17 protein-coding genes and 1 other annotated feature are annotated in these 21124 nt (G+C 42.4%); of the genes, 11 read left to right on the top strand and 6 right to left on the bottom strand.

The annotated features are described in order from the left end of the window. Window positions 1-29 precede the first annotated feature (29 nt). Both nadR and AAC147_RS04255 read left to right on the top strand, forming a co-directional pair. The gene (gene nadR, locus AAC147_RS04260; protein WP_047679155.1) at window positions 30-1256 is read left to right on the top strand and encodes a multifunctional transcriptional regulator/nicotinamide-nucleotide adenylyltransferase/ribosylnicotinamide kinase NadR; all 1227 of its coding nucleotides are present in this window, start codon (window positions 30-32) and stop codon (window positions 1254-1256) included. 750 nt (window positions 1257-2006) lie between these two features. After that, window positions 2007-2735 carry an ATP-binding cassette domain-containing protein gene (locus AAC147_RS04255; protein ID WP_047679153.1) on the top strand — a complete coding sequence of 243 codons (729 nt, stop codon included), beginning with the start codon at window positions 2007-2009 and terminating at the stop codon, window positions 2733-2735. Window positions 2736-2887: 152 nt separating this feature from the next. Here the strand turns inward: AAC147_RS04255 and ettA are convergent, their stop codons facing one another. Continuing rightward, complete coding sequence (gene ettA, locus AAC147_RS04250; RefSeq protein ID WP_047679151.1) at window positions 2888-4555, bottom strand: energy-dependent translational throttle protein EttA; 1668 nt, start codon at window positions 4553-4555, stop codon at window positions 2888-2890. Between the two features lie 223 nt (window positions 4556-4778). Here ettA and sltY point away from each other — a divergent pair, with 223 nt between their 5' ends. Together sltY and trpR are read left to right on the top strand one after the other, a co-directional pair. Next, entirely contained in the window at window positions 4779-6695 is a 1917-nt protein-coding gene (gene sltY, locus AAC147_RS04245; RefSeq protein ID WP_047679173.1) for a murein transglycosylase, read from the top strand. Between the two features lie 56 nt (window positions 6696-6751). Then, window positions 6752-7072, top strand: coding sequence for a trp operon repressor (gene trpR, locus AAC147_RS04240; RefSeq protein WP_047679149.1), 321 nt, complete (start codon window positions 6752-6754; stop codon window positions 7070-7072). Window positions 7073-7189: 117 nt separating this feature from the next. Here the strand turns inward: trpR and yjjX are convergent, their stop codons facing one another. Continuing rightward, a complete protein-coding gene (gene yjjX / locus AAC147_RS04235; RefSeq protein ID WP_038184016.1) occupies window positions 7190-7723 on the bottom strand; it encodes an inosine/xanthosine triphosphatase in 534 nt (177 codons plus the stop codon). Between the two features lie 55 nt (window positions 7724-7778). Between yjjX and gpmB the strand changes: the two genes are divergently transcribed. Beyond that, a complete protein-coding gene (gene gpmB, locus AAC147_RS04230) occupies window positions 7779-8426 on the top strand; it encodes a 2,3-diphosphoglycerate-dependent phosphoglycerate mutase GpmB (RefSeq protein ID WP_047679146.1) in 648 nt (215 codons plus the stop codon). Here the strand turns inward: gpmB and robA are convergent. Continuing rightward, window positions 8423-9304 carry an MDR efflux pump AcrAB transcriptional activator RobA gene (gene robA, locus AAC147_RS04225; RefSeq protein WP_047679144.1) on the bottom strand — a complete coding sequence of 294 codons (882 nt, stop codon included), beginning with the start codon at window positions 9302-9304 and terminating at the stop codon, window positions 8423-8425. The genes gpmB and robA overlap by 4 nt on opposite strands. A gap of 726 nt (window positions 9305-10030) precedes the next feature. On the opposite strand from robA, the gene creA reads away from it, so the two are divergent. Next, window positions 10031-10507, top strand: coding sequence for a protein CreA (creA, locus tag AAC147_RS04220; protein ID WP_047679142.1), 477 nt, complete (start codon window positions 10031-10033; stop codon window positions 10505-10507). Between the two features lie 155 nt (window positions 10508-10662). On the opposite strand, the gene arcA is transcribed toward creA, so the two are convergent. Next, complete coding sequence (gene arcA / locus AAC147_RS04215; protein ID WP_047679140.1) at window positions 10663-11379, bottom strand: two-component system response regulator ArcA; 717 nt, start codon at window positions 11377-11379, stop codon at window positions 10663-10665. Between the two features lie 702 nt (window positions 11380-12081). Then, window positions 12082-12198, top strand: a sequence feature (Thr leader region). Between the two features lie 37 nt (window positions 12199-12235). On the opposite strand from arcA, the gene thrA reads away from it, so the two are divergent. The 3 genes from thrA to thrC are packed head-to-tail and all read left to right on the top strand — an operon-like array spanning window position 12236 to window position 16922. After that, window positions 12236-14695: a bifunctional aspartate kinase/homoserine dehydrogenase I gene (gene thrA, locus AAC147_RS04210; protein ID WP_047679138.1), complete on the top strand. Its 2460-nt coding sequence runs from the start codon at window positions 12236-12238 to the stop codon at window positions 14693-14695. A gap of 2 nt (window positions 14696-14697) precedes the next feature. Then, window positions 14698-15627 (top strand): homoserine kinase, encoded by a 930-nt coding sequence (thrB, locus tag AAC147_RS04205; protein ID WP_445286328.1) that lies wholly within the window; start codon window positions 14698-14700, stop codon window positions 15625-15627. A gap of 2 nt (window positions 15628-15629) precedes the next feature. After that, window positions 15630-16922, top strand: a complete 1293-nt coding sequence (thrC, locus tag AAC147_RS04200; protein WP_047679134.1) for a threonine synthase — start codon at window positions 15630-15632, stop codon at window positions 16920-16922. A 41-nt stretch (window positions 16923-16963) separates the two neighbouring features. On the opposite strand, the gene yaaA is transcribed toward thrC, so the two are convergent. Then, window positions 16964-17740 carry a peroxide stress protein YaaA gene (yaaA, locus tag AAC147_RS04195; protein WP_047679132.1) on the bottom strand — a complete coding sequence of 259 codons (777 nt, stop codon included), beginning with the start codon at window positions 17738-17740 and terminating at the stop codon, window positions 16964-16966. Between the two features lie 197 nt (window positions 17741-17937). Between yaaA and tal the strand changes: the two genes are divergently transcribed. Both tal and mog read left to right on the top strand, forming a co-directional pair. Then, entirely contained in the window at window positions 17938-18891 is a 954-nt protein-coding gene (tal, locus tag AAC147_RS04190) for a transaldolase (protein ID WP_047679130.1), read from the top strand. Window positions 18892-18995: 104 nt separating this feature from the next. Then, window positions 18996-19571: a molybdopterin adenylyltransferase gene (gene mog, locus AAC147_RS04185; RefSeq protein WP_047679128.1), complete on the top strand. Its 576-nt coding sequence runs from the start codon at window positions 18996-18998 to the stop codon at window positions 19569-19571. A gap of 136 nt (window positions 19572-19707) precedes the next feature. Here the strand turns inward: mog and AAC147_RS04180 are convergent, their stop codons facing one another. Next, complete coding sequence (locus AAC147_RS04180) at window positions 19708-21102, bottom strand: glycoside hydrolase family 1 protein (RefSeq protein WP_047679171.1); 1395 nt, start codon at window positions 21100-21102, stop codon at window positions 19708-19710. Between the last annotated feature and the right edge of the window lie 22 nt (window positions 21103-21124).

The following is a 21124-nucleotide window of genomic DNA, read 5'->3' as shown; positions in this document are numbered from 1 at the left end:
TTGTTTAGTATACTAAACAAGGAGGGTGTATGGGACAGTTTGACTATTTAAAAGAGGTGATCAAAGAGGCGAATCACACACTACAGCAAGTCGCTGATGCATGCGGTATGACAAAAGGCTACTTAAGCCAACTTATTAACGGCAAGATAAAAAGTCCGAGCGCGCAGAAATTAGCATCTCTTCATCAATATTTAGGATTGGCGTACCCTATGGAAAAGAAAACTATCGGTGTCGTGTTTGGTAAATTTTACCCGTTACATACCGGGCATATTTATTTGATCCAGCGAGCATCCAGCCAAGTCGATGAATTGCACGTCATTCTCTGCTATGACGAGTTACGGGATCGGGAGCTATTTATCAATAGCTCAATGTCTCAACAGCCTACGGTCAGTGACCGTCTGAGATGGCTGTTGCAAACGTTTAAATACCAAAAAAATATCCACATCCATGCTTTTGATGAGCAAGGTATGGAGCCCTATCCACACGGTTGGGAATCCTGGAGCCAAAGTACAAAACGATTCATGTCCACAAAAGGTATTAATCCTGACTATATCTATTCCAGCGAAGCACAGGATGTCCCATGCTATAAAGAGCATTTTGGCATTGAAACTATCCTTATTGACCCACAACGTTCATTCATGAATATCAGTGGAAGTCAGATACGGCAGGCTCCTTTCCACTATTGGGAATATATTCCGACAGAAGTGAAGCCGTTTTTTGTGCGTACTGTCGCTATCCTTGGTGGTGAATCAAGTGGGAAATCTACGTTGGTAAACAAACTGGCGAATATGTTTAACACGACAAGTGCGTGGGAGTATGGGCGTGAGTATGTATTTTCTCATTTAGGAGGAGATGAAATGGCTCTGCAATACTCCGATTACGATAAAATCGCTTTAGGTCAAGCACAATACATTGATTTTTCAATAAAATATGCCAACAAAGTCGCCTTTATTGATACTGACTTTGTCACAACACAGGCATTTTGCAAACGCTATGAAGGGAAAGAACATCCCTTTGTTCAGGCAATGATTGATGAATATCGATTTGATCTGGTCATTCTCTTAGAAAATAACACTCCCTGGGTAGCGGATGGACTGAGAAGCCTGGGCAATGAACAAGAACGTAAAGAGTTTCAGCAATTGCTTAAAAGCTTGTTGGAAAAAAATAACATTGATTATGTCTGTGTTAACTCACCTGATTATGATCAACGTTTTCTTCGCTGTGTTGAACTTGTTCAGGAAATGTTAATGGCATAACTCATTTTTATATCAATAGATTTCAAGTAGCCGCAATGACAGATAAAGCAGATAAATAAGCGCAGATAACCAGGCGGCAACTTGAAAAATTAGGACATATATACTAATAACCTGAATGGTTACTATATAATGATTAATTAAGATGATTTATTTTCTATAGTAATTTTTGTTATTTCATGTTTTATTCTAAAACACTCTATAATTAAATATTTCATTGTGTTATTTTTTCATCAGTAATAAAATAAATTGTGATAATAATATTTTTTGATGCTTAGGTTTTACTGTTTAGGCTTGAATTGTCGAGAAATAAGTCATTTAATTAACGGACCTATTGATTTATCTATATAAAATTCATTTATTATCAACAAAAACCACATAATTTCCGTGTGATTTTTATTAAGGATGGAGGTGATGTAAAAAATATTAGCCTTTTGACATGAGTAAAATGACTTTTTTCCTTATTATAAAATTGGAATAAAAACAGAATAATTTATACCTTTTTATTTATGTTATCTTCTTCTCAGTCATAGCGGATATCGTTAACATTTAACTCTAAGACTAAGAAATATCTCATTTATTATATAATAATTGTAAATAATAATTGACATAAGTTTTGTATTGTCGAGATATTTCATGCGTGAACTATTTAAACTTGTACAATGTCTTATTGATATTAATAAGCCGCCAATAAATTTAGATAACATATTTAAGGAAAAAGCTTTAACTTTTTAACCTAATTGTGTTGAGAATATGAACTTAAATCAATTTAAATCGATTGAAGTTATCAATATTTCATATGGTCTAACTGATAATACAGTTAATTATGAAATGATTTCAGACATCACATTTTCTATTATACCAGGTGAAATTACTTTGATAACAGGGCCGAAGACATCAACCAACAGCATATTGCTATCGATTGCTTCGGGTATGTTACAACCAGATCAAGGAGATGTATTAATCAATAATAACAAGCTAAAACTAATGAGTGATTCCGAGTTAGGTCAATTTCATTCGAAAAATAGTGGGTTTATTTTTCAGGATTTTAATTTATCCAGTGAGCTTACGCTATTAGATAACTTGTTATTATCCAACTCTTACGGGTTATCTCTTTCTCAAGAACAAGCGGTAAGAATTGCACAGAAATCGTTAGATATTGTGAAATTAAGTGACAAGAGCCGTTACTATCCAGGAGAGCTTTCTGAAAACGAAAGACAACGAGCTGCTATGGCAAAAGCACTCGTAAGAAGACCTGAGTATCTATTTGCAGATGAACCGACTCGTCACTTAAACCATCAAGAATTAAAGATGTTTGTTGATATCTTTAAATTTATCGCACATGAGCAGAAAGGCACAGTCGTGATCGCCTCTCAAGATAAGCGCCTGATTCAATACGCTGATAGTATGATTACTCTAGAAAGAGGTAAAGTCATTAAAACTTATGAATCCTTCCAAGAGCAAAGAGTTATGGTGTCATAACTGTATGTTTCCTTAAAAGAGCGAAAACGGCCTGATATCAGGCCGTTTCTTATCTTCACTGAATATACCCGTCGTCTTTCAAGTTTTAGTTCCTGACGAATTTGTCACTCCCTTGCCGTCGCGCTGCATCTTGAAATCCTAGAGTATAAATCTTATTTACTGATTTTCTTATACTTAATACGATGAGGCTCCAGTGCTTCAGCGCCCAGTGTCCGCTTCTTGTAATCCTCGTATTCGCTGAAGTTTCCTTCAAAGAAACTTACCTTACCTTCATCTTGATAATCAATGATGTGTGTTGCAATACGGTCAAGGAACCAACGGTCATGGGAAATAACCATTGCACAACCTGGGAATTCCAACAGCGCATTTTCCAGTGCGCGCAGAGTTTCGATATCCAGATCATTGGTTGGTTCGTCCAGCAACAACATGTTACCGCCTACTTGCAGAAGTTTCGCCAGATGCAGACGACCACGCTCACCACCGGACAATTCGCCAACGCGCTTGCCTTGATCCACACCTTTAAAGTTAAAGCGGCCTACATAAGCACGGCTTGGGATCTCAAAGCTACCGATGCGCATAATATCCTGCCCGCCGGACACTTCTTCCCATACTGTCTTTTTGTCATCCATGTTATCGCGGAACTGATCAACGGAAGCCAGTTTCACCGTCTCACCCAAAGTGATTGAGCCGGAATCCGGTTGTTCCTGACCAGACAACATACGGAACAGAGTTGATTTACCCGCACCGTTCGGGCCGATAATCCCAACAATCGCCCCTTTTGGCAGAGAGAAACTCAGGTTATCAATCAGAACTCGATCACCATAAGATTTAGTCAGGTTACTCACTTCCAGTACCTTGTCCCCCATCCTTGGCCCAGGCGGAATAAACAATTCACTGGTTTCGTTACGTTTCTGGTATTCAACGTTATTGAGTTCTTCAAATCGAGCCAGACGAGCCTTACCTTTGGCCTGACGTCCTTTCGGATTCTGACGAACCCATTCCAGTTCTTTCTCAATAGATTTACGACGAGCAGCTTCTGTTGAGGCTTCTTGTGCCAGACGAGCATCTTTCTGTTCCAGCCACGAAGAATAGTTACCTTCCCATGGAATACCTTCGCCACGGTCAAGTTCCAAGATCCAGCCCGCAACATTATCGAGGAAGTAACGGTCGTGAGTAATAGCAACGACAGTACCTTCATAATCGTGCAGGAAGCGCTCCAGCCACGCTACAGATTCAGCATCAAGGTGGTTGGTCGGTTCGTCAAGCAATAGCATGTCTGGTTTTTCCAGCAACAGGCGACAAATCGCAACACGGCGACGTTCTCCCCCGGACAGGTGCTCAATTTTAGCATCCCATGCTGGCAAACGCAGAGCGTTAGCCGCTCGTTCAAGTTGGTTATCCAGATTATGACCGTCATGAGACTGGATAATCGCTTCCAGTTCGCCTTGTTCTTTAGCCAGTTTGTCAAAATCTGCATCTGGATCAGCATAAGCAGCATAAACTTCATCAAGGCGTGTCAGTGCATTTTTAACTTCGCTGACAGCTTCTTCCACCGCTTCACGAACGGTATGTTCAGGATTGAGTTTAGGCTCCTGCGGCAAATAACCAATTTTGATGCCCGGTTGTGGACGTGCTTCCCCCTCAATATCTTTATCAATACCTGCCATGATACGCAGTAAGGTCGATTTACCAGCACCATTCAGACCAAGAACACCGATTTTTGCTCCAGGGAAAAAACTTAAGGAAATATTTTTCAGAATATGCCTTTTCGGGGGAACAATTTTTCCAACCCGGTGCATACTATAAACATATTGAGCCAAAGTAATGTACCTTTTTGATAATTAAGGAAATATTTAATATTAGTTTACGCTTGTGGGGCTTGGATAGGGTATTTTACCTTAAATTTTGCCGATCGTGTTGCTGCCTGTTTAGCATTATGTTCAATTACGCTCATCGTTGTGATAAATCACATCAATATTATTATAATTAAAACAATTTATATCTCGTTCACTACCGGTCAATCTTCTGGAGGAGTATGTGACTATAAGTAAATGGCAGCATTTTATAATGACTGTTAGTCTGGCTTCTGTTATTGGCATGGCTCATGCAGACTCTCTGGATGCTCAGCGGGAGCGCTATCAGGCAATAAAACTCGCGTGGGATGCGAAAAATATGGCAGAAGTTGATCGGTTGATGCCAACATTAAAGGATTACCCTTTGTATCCTTATCTGGAGTATCGTCAATTAGTTCATAACCTGAAAATTGTTTCTCCTCAGCAGATTCGTCACTTCATGACCACTTACCCGACCCTGCCACCCGCTCATTCTCTGTCATCCCGATACATCAATTCTCTGGCAAATGACGGAGATTGGTATGGCATTCTGGCATTCAGTCCCAATGCACCCAATACCGTAGCAGCACGTTGTAATTATTACTTTGCTAAGTGGGCAATAGGAAACCAGAAAGCTGCCTGGAAAGGCGCTAAGGAAATTTGGTTACGTGGCAACTCATTGCCCGATGATTGCGATAATTTGTTGAATGTCTGGGAACGCTCCGGACACTTATCCGTAAGTTTAATATTGCAGCGTATCGAATTAGCAGTAGAGGAGAATAATGCAACCCTGGCGAGTTATCTTATCAAGCGCTTGCCCTTGAATTATCGCAACTTAAGAACTCATTTACTGAAATTGCAAAGTAACCCCGCATCTGTTGAATACTTTGCCAGAACAATAAGACCAACTGACTTCACCCGTTCCATGGTCATCAATGCCTTTTCTCATTTTGCCCGTAAAGATGCTGAGCAGGCCAGACTCAGTCTCACCGCCATTGCACGAGCACAAAAAATGAATAACCTGGAAAGACAGAGATTAAAGGACATCGTGGCATGGCAATTAATGGGAGATATTACACCAGAGCAAGCAAAATGGCGGGATAATGCAATACAAGACTCACACTCCAGCGCCCTGATTGAACGTCGTACTCGTTTGGCGCTACGGGATGCCGATGAAAAAGGACTGGCGGAATGGTTAAACTTGTTACCTAAAAATGTCCTGCAAAAAGATGAATGGCAATATTGGCGTGCGATTGTCCTGCTGAATACCGGTAAGAAAAAGGAAGGAGACGCCATATTACGTAAATTGATGGAGCATCGTGGTTTCTACCCTATGGTAGCAGCACAGAAATTACATATGCCCTATCCTCTGGTGATCAATAAGTCAGAAAGACCTGATGCTTCCATCACGAAGTTACCGCAGATTAAGCGGGTCCGTGAATTAATGTATTGGAATATGGATGATCTGGCCCGCTCAGAATGGATCAACTTAGTTTCTTCGCAGAACAGCACTAAACAAGAACAACTGGCTCGTTATGCGTTTGAGCAAAATTGGCCTGCGCTGAGTGTTCAGGCGACGATCACCGGCAAGATGTGGGATCATCTCGAAGAACGTTTTCCTTTAGCGTGGCAAAATGAATTTGCTCACTTTACTTCAGATAAAAGTATTTCACAAAGTTATGCAATGGCTATTGCGCGACAGGAAAGCGCCTGGGACCCACAAGCCCAGTCTTCAAAAGGAGCGAGCGGATTAATGCAACTGATGCCCAAAACAGCAGAACATACGGTAAAGAGCAAAAAAATTGATGGCTATGTCAGCCGCAGCCAATTAATGAACCCGGCCATAAATATCAAAATTGGCACTGCATATCTGGAATCGATTTATCAGAATTTTGGTAATAACCGTATTCTCGCCAGTGCTGCCTATAACGCAGGCCCCAGAAATGTCGAACGTTGGTTAACCAATAGTGCGGGAAACATTGATGCTATCGCTTTTATTGAAAGTATTCCTTTTTCTGAAACACGCTCTTACGTCAAAAATGTGCTGGCTTATGATGTGTTCTATCATAATTTCATGGGGAAATTATCTAATGTGTTGACTGAAGCTGAATGGCAAAGACGTTACTGATTTCAGATCTAATTGTGATATGATTTTGTACTAGTTAAATAGTATGGCTATAGATTATGACACAAAATCATTTGATTGATCCGGCACTTTCCCCGGAAGATGGCGATGACTGGCTTGCTTTTGTCGAGTTATTACAAACGGCATTTGAACAAAATTTGCAACATCAAATTTTACAGTTATTATTGACACCCGATGAACGTACAGCGTTATCAACCAGAGTTCGAATTATTCAAGAGTTGATGCGTGGGCAAATGAGTCAACGCGAACTCAAAAACGAACTTAGTGTTGGGATTGCAACAATCACTCGTGGCTCGAATAGTTTGAAATCAGCGTCAGCCCACGTCAAAGAGTGGCTGGAGGCGCAGTTATTGAAGTAAATCGGTTATAATAATAGCTGTTCTGACGATATCTGTTTTGGTAATGGTGGTTAAATAATCACTAACAGAGGCCATATCATTATGGCCTCCGGTAGTTATGCTATTGTCATTATGCCATTAAGGTTGATTGTTCAATTCTTTATAAATTTCATGATGGATAGGAACGAGAGCCAGTATCAGTGCCTGATGGTAAACACTAGTACGAGTCAGGATGCCATTGGTGAAAAAGCCAATGGCCCCACCTTTTTGTTTGATGTTATCAACACCGGTCAGATAAGCCATTTCGTGACCAAGTTCACGTCCCTCACGAATGCCTTCCAGTACCTTTTCAGGCAGCATCAGACTGGCAGAACGCGATTCACCCCGGATTTGCTTATACTCGATAACCATCCAGGCAAAAGTCATGTCATCTTCGATTCCGGCTTCAACACCGACCCAGAAATCGGCTTCCGGCCGAACCTGACGAGCTGCCATAACCCGATGACGAGCACCAGTACGAGTTTCGGTATTACCAATTGGCTGTTGAGGGACGCTACTGTCTACATTGACATCTTCTATACGGTATGTTCCTGGGCCAAAAACATCATCAAATGCAAGGCTAATCGCTTTTATCTTCGCAGGGTTAGTTGTTGCAGCAATAACATGATACATAATAAATAAGTAATCCTTTGAACTATTTCATGATGCAGTATAACGGAAAATAACTATGTTACAGGTATATCTTGTTCGTCATGGCGAAACAGAATGGAACGTGGCTCGTCGTATTCAAGGGCAATCTGACAGCCCATTGACTGAAATTGGGCGGCGTCAGGCACTCTTGGTAGCACAAAGAGTGCAGTCAGAGAACATTACACATGTTATCACTAGTGACCTTGGTCGAACACGCGAAACCGCAGAAATTATTGCAAAAGCCTGTGACTGTGAGGTGATATTAGAGCCACGCTTGCGGGAAATAAACATGGGCATTCTGGAAAACCGTGAACTGAGTTCCCTGACACAAGAAGAAGAGTCCTGGCGCAAAAGTCTTGTTGATGGAACACCAAACGGACGGATACCAAAAGGTGAATCAATGAACGAGGTATGCAGTCGTATGCGTGCAGCACTGGAAAGCTGTCTTGACCTACCAGCAGGAAGTCGTCCTTTGCTGGTGAGTCATGGCATGGCGTTAGTCAGTCTGATTTTCTCTATTTTGGGATTACCAGCCAACTCTGAACGTCGCCTGCGGTTGAGGAACTGCTCTATCTCAAGGGTGGATTATCAGGATAGCCCATGGCTGGCTTCTGGTTGGATCGTTGAAACAGCGGGCGATATCACACATCTGAATATGCCCGCATTAGATGAACTACAAGGCTAACGCTGAATTGGGATGAGGTACTCAAACTCCACAACATGGCTTTGAGACTCATCCTCCAACTTCTTCCTTTCAAGATTAGTAAGATAGTATCGCTCGACATCGTATCCCTTCCTGCGAGTGATATTCAGTTGGGGTAAACAAACAGTATAGATATTAAAGAGAAATTCATCGAGGCGCTCTTCTTTACCAAAATAACTGAATGAAATGTATTCCCCTCCGGGCAAAACAACCGGCTGACTATCTTTAGTGTCAAAAGTCGCATATTCCGGCTCTATTGCAGTGGTATAAAAAACCGTCTGCTCATCATCATGATCTGTACTGATAGTGGAATGGTGCAATCCATACAATTTAGGAGGTAAGATTTCAGCATGTTGCAGATAGAAAACCCAAAAGTTATTGCGCATCTCCGTACAGGCTTTCGACCATTGTTCCAATGTATAGGAGCAGGTATGCTCAGTACCGACAAGTAATTTATCTTCCAACGTCACAAACTTATGTTCAGGTAACGGTTTGTTATCCAACATAATCGGAGGACAAATCCCGGTAGCACACCACTCCTCACTTCGGCGATAAGAGGCCGGTGTTCGGTTGAACTGTTTTTTGAAAGCTCTGGTAAAAGTTTGTTGAGAATCAAAACGATATTGCAGAGCAATGTCCAAAATGGGGCGACCGGTTACACGCAATGCAACGGCAGCCTTGGACAACCGTCTGGCACGAATGTAAGAGCCAATAGCCTGTCCCGTAACATCTTTAAACATGCGCTGTAAGTGCCACTTGGAATAACCTGCTTTTGCTGCAACATTATCAAGGGATAGTGGACGATCCAGATTATTATCCAACCAATGTAGCAGATCTCGAATGATGTTGGTTTGATCCATACATCTCCCTAATTCATCAAGACAAAAAGAAAACCATACAATTTTAAGATAACTAAATGTTTAAAAAATTTTCAGAATGAAAATGTTATATAGATTGATAATCAGCACCTATCATTTCCAAACTCTAAGATGGCTTTAACTACCTGATTTTTTTTTAATTCACCAAGCATACTGTCGTTTTCACAACATAGTCCTTTTCCCTGTTATGACAGCAACACCTATTGTAACTACCCATAGCCGCTATTTTCATTGCAATTCCTAAATTGACAAGCATTCTTCCTGACATAATAAAGCAGAATATTGTGGCACAATCACAACAGATAAAACCTGATACGAAATTAAACAAGACAAATCTTGGAATAAGCTAATGGCAAATATGATCATTTGTCAAGCTTACCTTTAGGCTCCATTACCAATAATGGTTGGAAAATTTATTAAAATAATTTGCCTCTATTTTATATTGATGGGCGATAAACAACAGTGACACCCCATGAAATTTTCTATGAAGAAAACATATTTTGTATATCTTTGAGAAAGTATGAGCATCCGTAAAAGCAGATTTAAAACACACTCTTTACTCGTTTTGAATGTATATTCAGCTATAATGCCATGTTTTTCTTCATAGATACATTAACTTTGAAAATGCCTTTGCAAAAGCCATTGATTCGCATTATATGTCAATGATAGATATTTTCACCGTGTTTATTTAATTAAAGTGGACTAAATATGGTAACAATTAAGAAAATAGTGATTGCTGTTGCCCTACTCTGTTCTCCGGTGATCCTGCACGCCGAAGAGATCGGATCTGTTGATACCGTGTTCAAACTTTTTGGGCCAGATAACAAAATAGTGATAGAAGCTTTTGATGATCCCGATGTTAAAAATGTAACTTGCTATTTAAGCAGAGCTAAAACAGGTGGAATTAAAGGCGGTTTAGGATTAGCAGAAGATACTTCTGATGCCGCGATCTCCTGTCAGCAGGTTGGGCCAATTGAACCGGCAGATAAGATCCTTAATTCACCGAAAAAAGGGCAAGTCGTTTTCCAGAAAAGAACATCGTTGGTGTTTAAAAAACTCCAGGTTGTCCGTTTTTACGATCCAAAACGTAATACACTGATCTACTTAACCTATTCCGACAAAGTCATTGATGGTTCACCTAAAAATGCCATCAGCGCCGTACCCATTATGCCGTGGAAAGAGTAGAACAACCAACGAAACCGCAGCCTAAAAAAATAGTGATTAAAAAGCCCTGAACTCCCTTAAGTATTCAGGGCTTTTTTTGTTGATATTGTATTTTTAAAATAAAGATTTTTATGAATGCAATAAATTAAAAACACAATAAATGACGGGAATAAATATTAGTCTTCCAGATCACCACAGAAACGATAGCCTTCACCATGAATAGTGGCAATAATTTCTGGGGTATCCGGTGTCGATTCAAAGTGTTTACGAATTCGACGAATAGTGACATCCACAGTACGATCATGTGGCTTTAGTTCACGCCCGGTCATTTTTTTCAACAGCTCTGCACGAGTCTGAATTTTTCCCGGATTCTCACAGAAGTGGAGCATCGCACGAAACTCACTGCGTGGCAGCTTATAGTGATCTCCCATTGGGTTTACCAGTGAGCGGCTATTGATATCCAATTCCCAACCATTGAACTTATAACTTTCAACTTGACGGCGTTCTTCACCTGAATGGCTCAGATTCATAGTACGGGAAAGCAGGTTCCGCGCACGAATAGTTAACTCCCGCGGGTTGAAAGGCTTGGTGATGTAATCATCAGCACCAATTTCAAGGCCAAGTATTTTATCCACCTCATTATCACGCCCAGTTAAGAACATCAGGGCAACATTTGCCTGCTCACGTAACTCACGGGCAAGAAGCAGCCCATTTTTGCCTGGCAGATTGATATCCATAATCACTAAGTTGATATCGTTATCTGACAAAATATTGTGCATTTCTAAGCCATCATTGGCTTCATAAACAACATACCCTTCAGCTTCAAAAATACTCTTTAAGGTATTGCGTGTGACAATTTCGTCTTCAACAATCAAAATGTGCGGGGTTTGCATGGTTGCTACCTAAAAATCGCTAAAAAAACAGAACCTGTATAACATAAGCTGTTATTATTAAAAGTAAAAAATCCCACTCTCGCTCTGGATTACAGAAAACGCAGCTCATGTCTGAAAAATGTTGTTGATATGTTTTACGCTAAAAGCATTTGTTGCTTCTCTCTGAAGGTACATACCCGTAAACCCATCTCAGCAAGGGCTATATTAGTCTATTAACAGCAATATAACAGCTAGTAATGCATTTGCCCTCTAAAAAAACCAACTTTTGTTGATACATATCAAAATCAATTGTAGCACGATAACATTATTTGTAATTGTTAATTTAAAATTAACTATCTTGTTATTAATTTGGAAAATTAATGTTAATAATTTGCCATGTTGCCTCTAATGCTTAGAGAGATCAACCCAACACTTAAATGTTAAAATTAGCGTGTTTTATCATAAAGACGAAATAATTACAAAATATGTTTTTTATAAAATTAAATGCTGATAAAAATATTTCAAACCAGATAATGGCTCAATTATCGAATCATATTTTGAACGATTACAACACAGAAAATGATGCTTTTTTCCACGATGATTTTAAAAATTATTTGACTTCCACCACAGTTTCCTTTAACCAATAGGGGTCGAACAGAATAAAAAGACAGACAGGAAACCATGCGCAACGTTAGCCCGAAAAATACAATTACTGCAAACACAGTTACTGCTAAAACAATCACTACGATTACCACCGGAACCACGAGTTACGGTGCGGGCTGACGCGTACAAATAAAATAGTAAAAAGCCCGTATCCCACAAGATACGGGCTTTTTTTTGACGCTTTTTTTAACAGAAAGTCAGGAGAGAAATACCAATGCGAGTACTAAAATTTGGGGGCACATCAGTCGCAAACTACCAACGCGTACTGTGTGTGGCTGATATCGCTGAAAGTGAACTATCCCTTGGGCAAGTCGCCCTGGTTCTTTCTGCACCCGCAAAAATTACAAACCATTTAGTAGCGATGATAACCAAAACGGTTGCAGGACAAGACATTGTTTCCAATATGAGCGATACCACCCAAATCTTTACTGATTTGTTGTCGGGATTAAAAGAGCATCAGCCAAATTTCGATTATGAACTTCTGAAAGGTGTTATAGCGCGTGAACTGGCTAATCTAAAGCAATCCCTGCATGGTATTTCTCTGTTAAAACAGTGCCCGGACAGCATTAATGCAGCCCTGATTTGCTGTGGTGAAAAATTATCCATTGCGATTATGTCCACCGTACTACAAGCTCGCGGACATAAAGTATTTGTTATCGATCCGGTTAAAAACCTTCTTGCTCACGGACACTATCTCGAATCCACTGTTGATATCCACGAATCCACCAAACGTATTGCAGCCCTGAATATTCCTGCTGACCATATTATCCTGATGGCAGGCTTCACTGCGGGTAATGATAATGGTGAACGGGTTGTTCTTGGGCGTAATGGTTCCGATTATTCGGCCGCAGTGCTGGCAGCATGCTTACGTGCGGATTGCTGTGAAATCTGGACTGACGTAGATGGTGTTTATACCTGTGACCCACGGTCCGTTTCTGATGCCCGTCTATTGAAAAGCCTGTCCTATCAGGAAGCCATGGAACTTTCCTATTTTGGTGCTAAAGTCCTTCATCCCCGCACTATTGCGCCTATCGCTCAATTCCAGATCCCTTGCCTGATTAAAAATACCGCTAATCCTGATGCACCAGGAACGTTCATTGGTGAAGGACAAAAAGACGAAAGTATGCTTATTAAGGGCATCACTAACCTGAATCATATGGCAATGATCAACGTTTCAGGCCCCGGCATGAAAGGTATGGTCGGCATGGCAGCAAGAGTATTTGCCGTTATGTCCCGCTCAGGCATTTCTGTTGTGCTGATTACACAGTCTTCATCGGAATACAGCATCAGTTTCTGCGTACCACAAAAAGAGTTGAACAGAGCACAAAAAGCACTGACAGAAGAATTTTATCTGGAATTGAAAGACGGTGTGCTTGATCCCATTGATGTGATAGATAACCTCGCCATCATTTCTGTGGTTGGTGATGGAATGCGCACACAACGTGGCATCTCTGCCCGTTTCTTCTCGGCATTGACCCGTGCCAATATTAACATCATCGCTCTTGCTCAAGGTTCATCGGAACGCTCCATTTCCGCAGTCATTGACAATGATGCTGCTACAACAGCGGTTCGTCTCTGTCACCAAATGCTGTTTAATACCGCTCAAGTGGTTGAAGTGTTTGTTGTCGGTGTGGGCGGTGTTGGCAGCGCATTGATTGAACAAATCCGCCGCCAACAATCATGGCTGAAACAAAAACATATTGATCTACGCGTCTGTGGTATTGCCAACTCGCGGGCTATGCTAACAGATATGCAGGGCATCAGTTTAGATAACTGGCAACAGGCTCTGTCAGAAGCCAGTGAGCCTTTCAGCCTGAGCCGGTTGATCCGGCTTGAAAAAGAGTATCATCTCCTGAACCCGGTGATTGTGGACTGTACATCAAATCAATCCATTGCCGAACAATATGTCAGCTTCCTGAGCGATGGCTTCAACGTTGTCACACCGAATAAAAAAGCCAATACACTTTCAATGATCTATTACCGAAAAATCCGTCAGGCTGCTGGAAAGTCGAAGCGTAAGTTCCTGTATGACACCAACGTAGGCGCAGGATTACCTGTCATCGAAAACTTACAGAATTTGCTGAACGCCGGGGATGAGTTAGTTCAGTTCAACGGTATCCTGTCAGGTTCTCTGTCTTACATTTTCGGTATGCTGGATGAAGGTATGACACTTTCGCAAGCAACGTTGCTGGCAAAAGAAAAAGGCTTTACGGAACCCGACCCACGAGACGATCTATCAGGTATGGATGTTGCACGTAAACTATTAATTCTGGCGCGTGAATCTGGCTATGAGCTGGAATTGGAAGACATTCATGTCGAGCCCGTTTTACCGGCATCATTTAATGCCAGTGGTGATGTCAGCGATTTTCTGCAACGTTTACCACAACTGGATCTGGAATTTAATCGCCGGGTTGCAGATGCCGCAAAGCAAGAAAAAGTGTTGCGCTATGTCGGCATCATTGAACAAGGTCGTTGTATGGTGAAAATTGCCGCAGTCGATGGCAATGATCCGCTTTATAAAGTCAAAAATGGCGAAAACGCGCTGGCTTTCTATACCCGTTATTATCAACCAATCCCACTGGTGCTACGTGGCTACGGTGCAGGGAATGATGTGACGGCAGCAGGCGTTTTTGCTGATATATTACGCACTCTGTCATGGAAATTGGGGGTTTAATGGTGGTCAGGGTTTATGCACCTGCCTCTATCGGTAACGTTGGGGTTGGGTTTGATGTGCTTGGCGCAGCAGTTTCTCCTGTTGATGGTTCACTGCTTGGGGATTGTGTCTCTGTCAGTGCAGCAGAAAGTTTTACTTTAAGTAATGAAGGGAAATTTATCGGTAAACTACCTGAAAATCCGAAACATAATATTGTCTACCAATGTTGGCAGCTCTTTCGCCAGCGACTGGGTAAAGAACTGCCTGTTGCCATGATACTGGAAAAAAACATGCCGATTGGCTCAGGATTAGGTTCCAGTGCCTGCTCAGTAGTTGCCGCATTAGTGGCATTAAATGAGTATGCAGGCCGTCCTTTTGAGCGTAGCCAATTATTGGACATGATGGGGGAATTAGAAGGGCGAATTTCCGGTGGTGTACATTATGACAATGTTGCACCGTGTTATTTAGGTGGGCTGCAATTAATTCTGGCTCAGGAAGATAGCGTTTGTCAGTCAATCCCCGCATTTGATGATTGGTTATGGGTGATGGCCTACCCCGGCATCAAGGTTTCGACATCAGAAGCACGCGCCATTTTACCTGCTCGCTATTCCCGCAGCGATATTATTAACCATGGCCGTTATTTTGCAGGATTTATTCACGCCTGCTATACCCAACAATCTGATTTAGCGGCCAAATTGATGAAAGATGTTATTGCCGAACCTTATCGCACACAGCTTTTACCTGGTTTTACCAACGCACGTGATGGAGTAAAAAAACTGGGTGCTTTGGCATGTAGCATCTCTGGCTCTGGCCCGACATTATTTGCGATTTGCAATGAGATGGCGATAGCGAAAGAGGTCGCCCAGTGGCTGCAACAACATTACGTACAGAATGACGAAGGTTTTGTTCATATTTGCCGTCTGGATCTCGCAGGCGCACGACAGGTAGGGTAACAATGAAACTATATAACTTAAAAGACAATCACGAGCAGGTCAGTTTTTCACAGGCAGTTAAACAAGGATTGGGGAAACAGCAAGGATTGTTCTTCCCGCAGGATTTACCTGAATTCAGTCGTGCCGAAGTTGATGAATTATTAAAACTGGATTTTGTCAGCCGCAGCCAGCGTATTCTCTCTGCATTTATTGGCGATGAAATTCCTGCTGAACAACTGGCTAAACGCGTTAAAAATGCTTTCGCTTTTCCTGCTCCCATATCAATTGTCGAAGATGACATCGCTTCACTGGAGCTTTATCACGGCCCGACACTGGCTTTCAAAGACTTTGGCGGCCGTTTTATGGCTCAGATCCTTACACAAATTGCAGGAGAACAACCAGTCACTATTTTGACTGCGACTTCCGGTGATACCGGAGCGGCTGTTGCTCATGCCTTTTATGGTTTAGAGAATGTACAGGTGGTGATCCTCTATCCAGAAGGAAAAATCAGCCCATTACAGGAAAAACTGTTCTGCACATTGGGTCGCAATATTCACACTGTCGCTGTTCAAGGCGATTTTGATGCTTGTCAGGCGCTGGTTAAACAATCTTTTGATGATGAAGAACTGAAAAAAGCTTTGTACCTCAACTCTGCGAACTCAATTAATATCAGTCGACTACTGGCACAAATTTGCTATTACTTTGAAGCCGTTGCACAGATACCAGCAGAAAAACGCGAACAGTTGGTAATTTCCGTGCCTAGCGGCAACTTTGGCAATCTGACTGCGGGCTTACTGGCAAAATCAATGGGATTGCCGGTAAAACGTTTTATCGCGGCAACCAATGTTAACGATACCGTTCCCCGTTATCTGGCAGAAGGCACATGGCAACCGAACCAGACCGTTGCCACTCTCGCCAATGCGATGGACGTCAGTCAGCCAAATAACTGGCCGCGTATTGAAGAACTTTTCCGTCGTAAGGGTTGGTCACTCAGTGAACTGGGCAATGGTGTTGTAGATGACAATATCATTCAAAGCACAATCCAGGAATTAGCTGCCAAAGGCTATATTTCCGAACCTCACGCAGCCATTGCTTACCGGGTATTACGGGATCAATTGCAGGAAGGCGAATATGGACTGTTTTTGGGAACGGCTCATCCCGCCAAATTCAAAGAAAGCGTGGAAGCAATCCTCGGCCAGCCATTGCCGTTACCACAAGAGCTGGCCGAACGTGCCGATATGGCATTATTATCCCACGTCCTGCCTGCTGATTTCGCCACCTTACGCGAATTCCTGATGGAAAGAGCCCCGAAATAAATAGATTTGTCACTCCACAATGACTTGTGGAGTGGCCTTTATCATGGTTGTTCAGGGCGTTTAAACACCAATTTATTGCTTTTAGAAAGAGATTCATCAAAAGCGTATCCTTCCAGGTTAAACTCCACCAACCGTGCTGGATCGGTCAATTGGTTTTGAATAATAAAGCGGCTCATTAATCCACGGGCTTTCTTGGCGTAGAAACTAATAACTTTATATTTGCCATTTTTTTCATCCAGAAAAACCGGCTTGATAATGTTGGCTGACAGCTTTTGGGTATTTACCGATTTGAAATACTCATCAGAAGCCAAATTAATCAAAACATCATCACCTTGTTGCTCCAGTGCAACATTCAAATTTTCCGTAATACGATCTCCCCAGAATTTATACAAATCTTTACCACGAGGGTTCTCCAGTTTGATACCCATTTCCAAACGATAAGGCTGCATCAGATCGAGAGGACGCAAGACCCCATATAACCCAGATAAAATTCTCAAATGAGTTTGAGCAAAATCAAAATCAGCATCTGAGAATGTTTCTGCCTGCATACCGGTATAGACATCCCCTTTGAAAGCAAGGATCGCCTGACGAGCATTTTCCGGTGTGAATTCGGGTTTCCACTCACCAAAACGGGCTGCATTCAATCCCGCCAGTTTATCGCTGATACCCATCAGGCTACTGATTTCTGCGGGTGTTAATGTGCAGCAAACATCAATTAACTGTTTAGACTCCTCCAGCAAAGCTGGTTGACTATACTTTTCTGTTGCAAGCGGGTTTTCATAATCGAGCGTTTTGGCTGGTGAAATAGTAATAAGCATGATTCTGTTCCGAGTTTCTGAATGGTTTTCTCAATAATCGAGGCTTTTCCACTTCAATTTAGCAAAATTAACCTGAAAAAGGGGAATAACAGCGATAGAATTTTCCGACCTGACGCGCTGTGCTTGACCATGTTATTATCACAAGATGGCGAGGCAACTGTGCCAAAGATTTTACGTATAACGATGAGATATTAACCATGACCGATAAACTGACTTCCCTGCGTAAACTGACAACAGTAGTAGCAGATACCGGGGATATCGCTGCAATGAAATTGTATCAGCCGCAAGATGCAACAACTAATCCTTCCCTGATTTTGAATGCTGCACAGATCCCTGAATACCGTCAACTGATTGATGAAGCCATTGAATGGGCTCGTCGTCAGAGCAATTCCCGTGAGCAACAAATTATTGATGCCGGCGATAAATTGGCAGTTAACATCGGTCTGGAAATTTTGAAACTGATACCTGGCCGCATTTCCACTGAAGTTGATGCCCGCCTCTCTTATGACACCGAAGCCAGTGTTGCGAAAGCAAAACGTCTGATCAAACTGTACAACGAAGCGGGTATCAGCAATGACCGCATCCTGATCAAACTGGCTTCCACCTGGCAAGGTATCCGTGCTGCTGAGCAACTGGAAAAAGAAGGTATCAACTGTAACCTGACTCTGCTGTTCTCTTTTGCACAAGCGCGGGCCTGTGCAGAAGCGGGCGTTTACCTGATCTCTCCATTTGTTGGCCGTATCCTTGACTGGTACAAAGCGAATGGCGATAAAAAAGAGTTCGCGCCACACGAAGATCCGGGCGTCATTTCTGTTTCTGAAATTTACCAGTACTACAAAGAACATGGTTACAACACGGTTGTTATGGGAGCAAGCTTCCGTAATTCCGGCGAAATTCTGGAACTGGCTGGCTGTGACCGCCTGACTATTTCTCCTGCATTGCTGAAAGAGCTCTCTGAAACAAAAGGCGAAGTTGAATGCAAACTGGGCTATGAGGGAGAAATTAAGCCTCGTCCAGCCCCAATGACTGAAGCTGAGTTCTACTGGGAACACCATCAGGATGCGATGGCAACCGAGAAACTGGCAGAAGGTATTCGTAAATTCGCTATTGATCAGGGCAAACTTGAGAGCATGATCGCTGATTTGCTGTAATTCTGAACAACCCACTATTTTTTATTCTATAAAGGCGACATAATAATGTCGCCTTTTTCACTATTTTTTGTTGTTTTTATTTTTTACTGTTAATTGAGGTTCGTATGAATGTATTACGCATTGGCCTCGTATCTGTTTCTGATCGTGCTTCAAGCGGTATTTATCAGGACAAGGGTCTGCCTGCATTGGAAGAATGGCTAGGGAAAGCAGTAACCACTCCTTTCAGTATCGAAGCCCGACTGATCCCCGATGAGCAAATCCTGATTGAGCAGACCCTGTGTGAATTAGTCGATGAATTAGGCTGCCATCTGGTGCTGACTACCGGGGGAACAGGCCCTGCCCGTCGTGATGTGACACCAGATGCAACATTGGCAATTGCTGATCGTGAAATGCCCGGATTTGGCGAGCAGATGCGTCAAATCAGTTTGCAATTTGTGCCAACCGCGATTTTATCTCGTCAGGTCGGTGTGATCCGCAACCAGGCATTAATCCTTAATCTGCCCGGACAACCAAAAGCAATTGCAGAAACGCTGGAAGGGTTGAAAGATAACAACGGCAAAGTCTTAGTGCCGGGCATTTTTGCCAGTGTGCCCTATTGTATTCAACTGTTGGATGGCCCTTACATCGAAACTGATGAAACCGTTGTGGCCGCTTTCAGACCCAAAAGTGCCCGCCGTTAACCCCTGGTTTCCTGTGTTCAGTGGCTGATTTCCGTCCATCAGCATTCGGTGATTAATGCACCGTTGTCAGAAAGCACACATTAAAAAGGTTCTGGATAAAATCAGAACCTTTGAGAAAAAAGTTTGTTCCAGTAGCTCAGGTCAGACTGCCACCACGAGTTTCAATAACCTGCTTGTACCAATAGAAGCTTTTCTTACGGCGTCGTTCCAGTGTTCCTGTTCCCTGTTCATTCTGATCAACATAGATGTACCCGTACCGCTTGGAAATTTCGCCCTTTGAGGCACTGACCAGATCAATCGCTCCCCAGCTTGTATATCCCATAACTTCCACCCCATCTTCAATTGCTTCCCTGACCTGCACAAGGTGGTCATTAAGATAATCAATGCGATAATTATCCTGAATACTGCCATCAGCTTCCACGGTATCTTTGGCTCCCAGACCATTCTCAACAATAAACAGTGGCTTCTGATAACGATCCCACAATAAATTGAGTAAGATACGCAAACCGACCGGATCTATCTGCCACCCCCACTCTGAACTGGATAGATGTGGGTTCGGGATCGTGCTCAGGATATTACCCTGTTTTTTCAGATATTCAGATTCATCCCCTGATGCACAGCTACTCATGTAATAACTGAATGAGATGAAATCAACCGTAGCTTGCATTTCCTGTTTATCTTGTTCAGTTATCGTTACCTCAATGCCATTTTCGCGGAAATAGCGCAGCATATAGCCGGGATAAGCACCACGACACTGTACGTCACCAAAAAACAGCCATTTCTGATTTTGCCGAAGAGTTGTCAGTACATCATCCGGTTTACACGTCAATGGATACATCAGGTCACCCAATAACATATTGCCAACTTTGGCATCAGGGATTATCTGATGGCACAGTTTCACCGCACGGGCACTGGCTACTAATTGGTGGTGGATGGCCTGATAGATCTCTGATTGTGTGCTGTTTTTAGGTAATCCGACTCCTGTTAGTGGTTCATATAGTGACATATTGATTTCATTGAACGTCAGCCACAACTTCACTTTTTTCCGATAACGGGTGAAAACGGTACGGGCATAGTGCTCAAAAAAATCGATCAGCTTGCGATTGCCCCACCCACCGTATTTTTTGACCAGTGCCCACGGCATTTCATAGTGGGACAACGTGATCAATGGCTTAATCCCATATTTCGCCATTTCATCGAATAACTTGTCATAGAATGCCAGCCCTGCTTCGTTAGGCTGCGTTTCGTCACCTTGAGGAAAAATCCGGCTCCATGCAATGGACGTCCGCAAACAGGTAAAACCCATTTCAGCAAACAGTGCAATATCTTCGGGATAACGATGATAAAAATCGATAGCAATATCTTTCAGATACTGTGTGTTATCACTCTCTCGCTCAGTGACAGGTCCCATAATACCCTGCGGTTGAACATCGGATGTTGAAAGTCCTTTTCCATCGGTTAAGTAAGCCCCTTCAATCTGATTGGCAGCAACTGCACCACCCCATAGAAAATGTGTTGGAAACGGTTTCATGCGGATCTCCTCTTTGGACATG

Source organism: Xenorhabdus sp. NBAII XenSa04 (assembly GCF_963866145.1).
GTDB classification, from domain to species: domain Bacteria; phylum Pseudomonadota; class Gammaproteobacteria; order Enterobacterales; family Enterobacteriaceae; genus Xenorhabdus; species Xenorhabdus indica.
The sequence above is the reverse complement of the archived record's forward strand: the minus strand, read 5'-3'. Positions and strand labels throughout refer to the sequence as shown.